The following is a 4,936-nucleotide window of genomic DNA, read 5'->3' on the forward strand; positions in this document are numbered from 1 at the left end:
ACCCCTTGCCAAACTTCAGTTTCTCTTTTGCCGACGCCAGGTTCCGTTCCAGACCATAGGCCAGAAACGATGCAATCGTCGCCCCCGCACCCGGCAACACCCCCACCAGGAAGCCAAACACAGAAGACCGGGCAATCGTCGGGGCAACCTCTTTGATCTCCTCTTTACTAAGCTTCATACTGCCCAGCTTACTCATATCAACCTGCTCTTCCTCTTCACGATGCTCGCCTTTCAGAACTGTCATAACGACTTCAGTCAGTGCAAAGGTCGCCATCGCCAGCAACAGGAAGCTAATGCCATCGATCAGGTCGATACTGCCAAAGGTAAAGCGGGTGGCCCCAGAGGTCGTATCGGTGCCCACTGTCGCAATCATCAGACCAAACACCGTCATAATCAGCGCTTTAATCACCTGTCCTTTACCAGAGAAAGCTGCCACTGCCGTCAGCCCCAGAATCATCAGGGCAAAGTAATCGGTCGACTGAAAGCTGAGAGAGACTTTTGCCAGTGCGGGAGCGGCAAACAGCAGCGCTATCGCCCCCACGGTACCACCGGTAAAAGAGGAGTAAGCGGCCAGTGCCAGCGCTTTACCCGCCTGATTTTGTTGAGCCAGCGGATAACCATCAAAGGCTGTCACCACGGTGCTGGCACAACCCGGTGCGTTGATCAGTATCGAGGAGGTAGAGCCACCAAATACGGCGCCATAATACACCCCCGCCATCAAAATAATGCCCGATGAAGGGTCAAGCCCATAGGTGATCGGGATCATCAGCGCCACGGCTGAGATCGGCCCAAGACCCGGCAACATGCCGATAAAGGTACCGGCAAAACACCCCACCACCACCATCATCAGATTAAAGGGCATCACCGCAGTGCTAAGCCCGGTAAAAATTCCGTCTAACATCGCCTCAACCCCCAAAGAATTGTATGTAAAGCTGACCAGGCGCGAGATAAATATCCAACAGTTTGGCCAGGATGAACCAGATCCCCACAGCAAAAGGGATCGACACCAGCAACAACGTTTTGAGACGACGCTCACCCAACAACCAGAATCCGCCCATCAGAAATAACATCGTCGCCAGCATAAAACCGATCCACTCCAATGCCAGACCAAAGACAACGATCAGCACCAGTAACTTAGCAACCAGGGCAAAGTCATAGTTACTCAGACTCAGACGTTTTCGCTCAGTCCGTTCTGCGGTCAGCAACAGGGCTATCGACAAAAGGCCGCCAAGCAGAGCCAGGGTGTGCGGTACAGTGCGTGCAGTGAAGGGTTCAAACTCATCACCCGGCAACATCTGTATATCCCCGGCATAGTAGCCATAAAGCAGAGACAGGCAGAGAAACACCATGCCGCCAATGTGATCTTTAGTCATAATCATGAAACGCTCCCGGACAGAGAAAACCCTGTCGGATAAATCAAAAAGCTCCGGGCCAAAACTGTCGCTAAAGACCCGGAGAAGAGCTAAGAACTAACAACCCGTCATGTTAATCAGGTTATAGAGTGACGCGTAACGAGTGAGGGTTATCGTGCGTTTTCACGATAACCCGATTTACGCAGCTCAATGGGTTCTGGCATTACTTGAGAAAGCCCAGTTCCCGCATCAGGTCACCCACCTCTTTTTCCTGCTGTTCGAGGAACGCGATAAACTGATCATCCGGCTTAAAGATCTCAACCCAGCCATTACGGGCACGCACAGTTTCCCAGGCTTCGGTGTCATACATTTTCTGCAGCGTGGTGACAAACTCTGCCTTTTGAGCATCACTGATACCGGGAGCCGCGAAAAATCCACGCCAGTTAACAAAGGTAGCGTCATAACCCAGCTCTTTAAGCGTTGGCACATCAGGTGCTGCTTCGTTACGCTCATCACCGGTCATCACCAGAATCCGAACTTCACCCGCTTCAGCCAAGGCCAGCGCTTCACTGAAACCGGTAGACAAAATAGAGGTTTCGCCTGACAACAGGCCAGCCATCGCTTTACCACCCGCATCATAAGCAACATAACGCACCTGACGGGCATCACCACCGGCTGCTTTAAATGCCATGGCAGCCACCAGATGGTCCATACTGCCACGGGCAGAGCCACCTCCAATCTTAATTGAGCGAGGATTTTCATTGAATTCAGCGACAACATCTTTAAAGCTGTTGTATTTAGAGTCCTTCTTCACCACGAAGGCACCAAAGTCGCCAATAGTCGCAGCAATCGGCGTCAGATCCCGGAAAGACTGTGGAAACACCTTAGACAGTGAGCGGATAACGATGGGGGTAGAGTTCACCATCAGCGTGTCATGTTTCTGATCAGCGGTTTCAATCAGGTGAGCAATCGCTTTACCGCCACCACCACCAGACATATTTTCATAGGAGACGCTGTCAACCAGACCGGCTTTACTCAGCACTTCACCGGTGCCTCGTGCAGTACCATCCCAACCACCACCGGCACCACCGGGAATCAGGAAATGGACGCTTTCCATCGCCGCAACATGAAATGAAGCGCCCGCTGTCAGACAGGTTGTCAGCATGGCAGCCATCAGGGCTTTCTTATTAACAGTTTTACAAAACATTCGGTAATCCTCGCTCTTCAGCTTTAGTTCTTATAATAAGAAGCACAATAGATTTCCGTTACTGTTTAATAAAGCATATGAATTTAAAGGCTTTTTAAAACATAAAAACCATTTTGTTCATAAAGTTTACGAGCCAATACCACCTGGATTGATTACTATCTAAGCAGCAGTTGATTAACGTCGGAAACGGGACCGATACAACGATCATTGAGAATGAGTGCGACAATGAAACTTCGGCAGTTGAAACTTAAACAGCGAATGATTCTGATACTCGGAATTATGGCGCTGATACAAACAGGGTTTATCGGTCTGTTTGCACTGCACTATCTGGAGCACTCCCTTGATGAACAGATCGGTCATCGGGCACTGGATGTCGCCAAAACGATAGCGGCGATGCCCAATGTCATTAGCGCGGTAGAACAGAAAAACAGTGATTATCTGCAACCCTTGAGTATCTCGCTGGCAGAAACAACCCGGGCACGGTTTGTTGTCATCGGCGATAATAAAGGCATCCGTCTGGCACACCCGAAACCTGCGAAGATTGGTCACTCAATGGCTGACGATGACGGCGATACCGGCTATCCGGCACTGATTGAGGGACAGGGTTATATCGCAAAAGCGGTTGGCTCGTTAGGCTGGTCGATGCGGGGCAAGGCACCGGTCATCAGCGCTGATGGCAGCATTGCCGGACTGATCTCTGTAGGTTACAGCCTGGACCGGGTGACGGAGATTATCAACCGCTACAGGGTCACACTGATTATGGTTATCATCGGCTCCTTTATCGCCAGTGCAGCCATTGCCGTCTGGTTCGCCAACCACTTCAAGAAAGCGATATTTGGTCTCGAGCCGGAACAGATTGCCCAGCTGTTTAATGAACAGCGGGCCACTCTGGAATCCGTGCGTGAAGGTATTATCGCCATTAACAGTGGAGGTGAAATTACCACCATCAATCAGACCGCTATTGAAACCCTTGGCTTACCGAAAAACAGTGATCTTATCGGCAGAAAAGTGGAAGAGGTTCTGCCTGACAGCTCAATGTTGGAAATACTGCAAACGGGTGAGCCACAATTTGATCGTGAAGTGTGGCGCGGAGACCACTGTATCGTCGCCAACCGACTGCCTCTCAAACAGAATGATAAGGTTACAGGGGCGGTATCCAGTTTCCGGCGTAAAGATGAACTGGATATGGTCAGCCAACAGCTCACACGAATTCAACAGTACGCCGACACCCTGCGCAGCCAGTCCCACGAATATTCTAATAAACTCCATACCATCGCCGGGCTGATTCAGATCGGCGCCACCGATCAGGCGCTCCAACTCATCGGTCAGGAAGCACAAAGCCATCAGGCACTGATTAAACTGCTGATGAAAGCCGTACCGGACCCGGTGCTGGCGGGATGCCTGTTAGGCAAATATAATCGCGCCCGGGAGCTCGGGCTGTTGTTAGTCATCGACCCTGAAAGTGAGATGACCAGTCTGCCGGATAAGCTCCCCCGTGAGCAGCTAGTCAGTATTATTGGTAACCTGATCGATAACGCTCTGGAAGCTACCCTTAAACATCACGGTAACGACGGCAAAGTGCTCCTGTCGATGACCGACCTGGGTAATGATCTGATTTTTGAGATTGAAGATCAGGGGCCCGGAATTCCTCTACAACAGCAGGACAAAATCTTTGAAAAAGGTTTCAGCAGTAAAAGCAGTGATGGTCACGGTTATGGCCTGTATCTGGTAAAAAGCCTGCTGGATAAGCTCAGCGGCACTATAACTATAGAGAGCGGTAACAACGGCGGCAGCCGCTTTACCGTTTATATCCCCAAAAATAAAAAATAACATGGGTTTAATCACAGATGATAAAAGTAGTAATCGCCGAAGACGACCCACAGATTGCTGAAATTCAGCGACGTTTTCTGGAGCGGGTTGAGGGATTTGAGCTCGTCGGCATTGCCCACCGCTTGTCTGAGGCAGAGGACCTGATAGAGATCATGCAGCCTGACCTTTTATTACTGGATATCCAGTTCCCCAGTGGCACCGGTTTTGATCTGTTACGTAAAATCCGCGCTGGCAACAATGCAGTTGATGTGATTATGATCACCGCCGCAAAAGAGGTCGACACCCTGCGGGAAGCACTGCGTGGCGGCGTCTTCGACTATATTCTCAAACCCCTGGTCTTCGAGCGCCTGCAGGAAACACTCAGCAACTATCATCAGCATCTGCAAAAACTTCGCACCCTGGAAACCCTCGCCCAGAGTGATGTAGACCGGGTATTACCCCGCAGCGGTTCGAGCCATGAGAGCTCAGCTATTGAAGTGGCACGGCTACCAAAAGGGATTGATGCGATCACCCTGGAAAACATCAATAAGGTTTTCACCGATCGTAA

5 protein-coding genes are annotated in these 4,936 nt (G+C 50.7%); 2 read left to right on the top strand and 3 right to left on the bottom strand.

Annotated elements, in window-relative coordinates:
* The 3 genes from ACQY8X_RS20530 to ACQY8X_RS20540 all read right to left on the bottom strand — a co-directional run.
* A partial coding sequence (locus ACQY8X_RS20530; protein ID WP_428036995.1) for a tripartite tricarboxylate transporter permease occupies nt 1-901 on the bottom strand: 901 nt, incomplete at its 3' end.
* 4 nt (nt 902-905) lie between these two features.
* A complete protein-coding gene (locus ACQY8X_RS20535) occupies nt 906-1,379 on the bottom strand; it encodes a tripartite tricarboxylate transporter TctB family protein (protein ID WP_428036996.1) in 474 nt (157 codons plus the stop codon).
* 196 nt (nt 1,380-1,575) lie between these two features.
* Nucleotides 1,576-2,559 carry a tripartite tricarboxylate transporter substrate binding protein gene (locus ACQY8X_RS20540; protein ID WP_428036997.1) on the bottom strand — a complete coding sequence of 328 codons (984 nt, stop codon included), beginning with the start codon at nt 2,557-2,559 and terminating at the stop codon, nt 1,576-1,578.
* 225 nt (nt 2,560-2,784) lie between these two features.
* Between ACQY8X_RS20540 and ACQY8X_RS20545 the strand changes: the two genes are divergently transcribed.
* On the top strand, nt 2,785-4,389 hold the full coding sequence (locus ACQY8X_RS20545) for an ATP-binding protein (protein WP_428036998.1): 1,605 nt from the start codon (nt 2,785-2,787) through the stop codon (nt 4,387-4,389).
* A gap of 17 nt (nt 4,390-4,406) precedes the next feature.
* Nucleotides 4,407-4,936 (top strand): response regulator (locus tag ACQY8X_RS20550; protein WP_428036999.1); only part of this gene is annotated, 530 nt, incomplete at its 3' end.

It is taken from the genome of Amphritea sp., from assembly GCF_050300915.1.
Taxonomy (GTDB): Bacteria; Pseudomonadota; Gammaproteobacteria; order Pseudomonadales; family Balneatricaceae; genus Amphritea.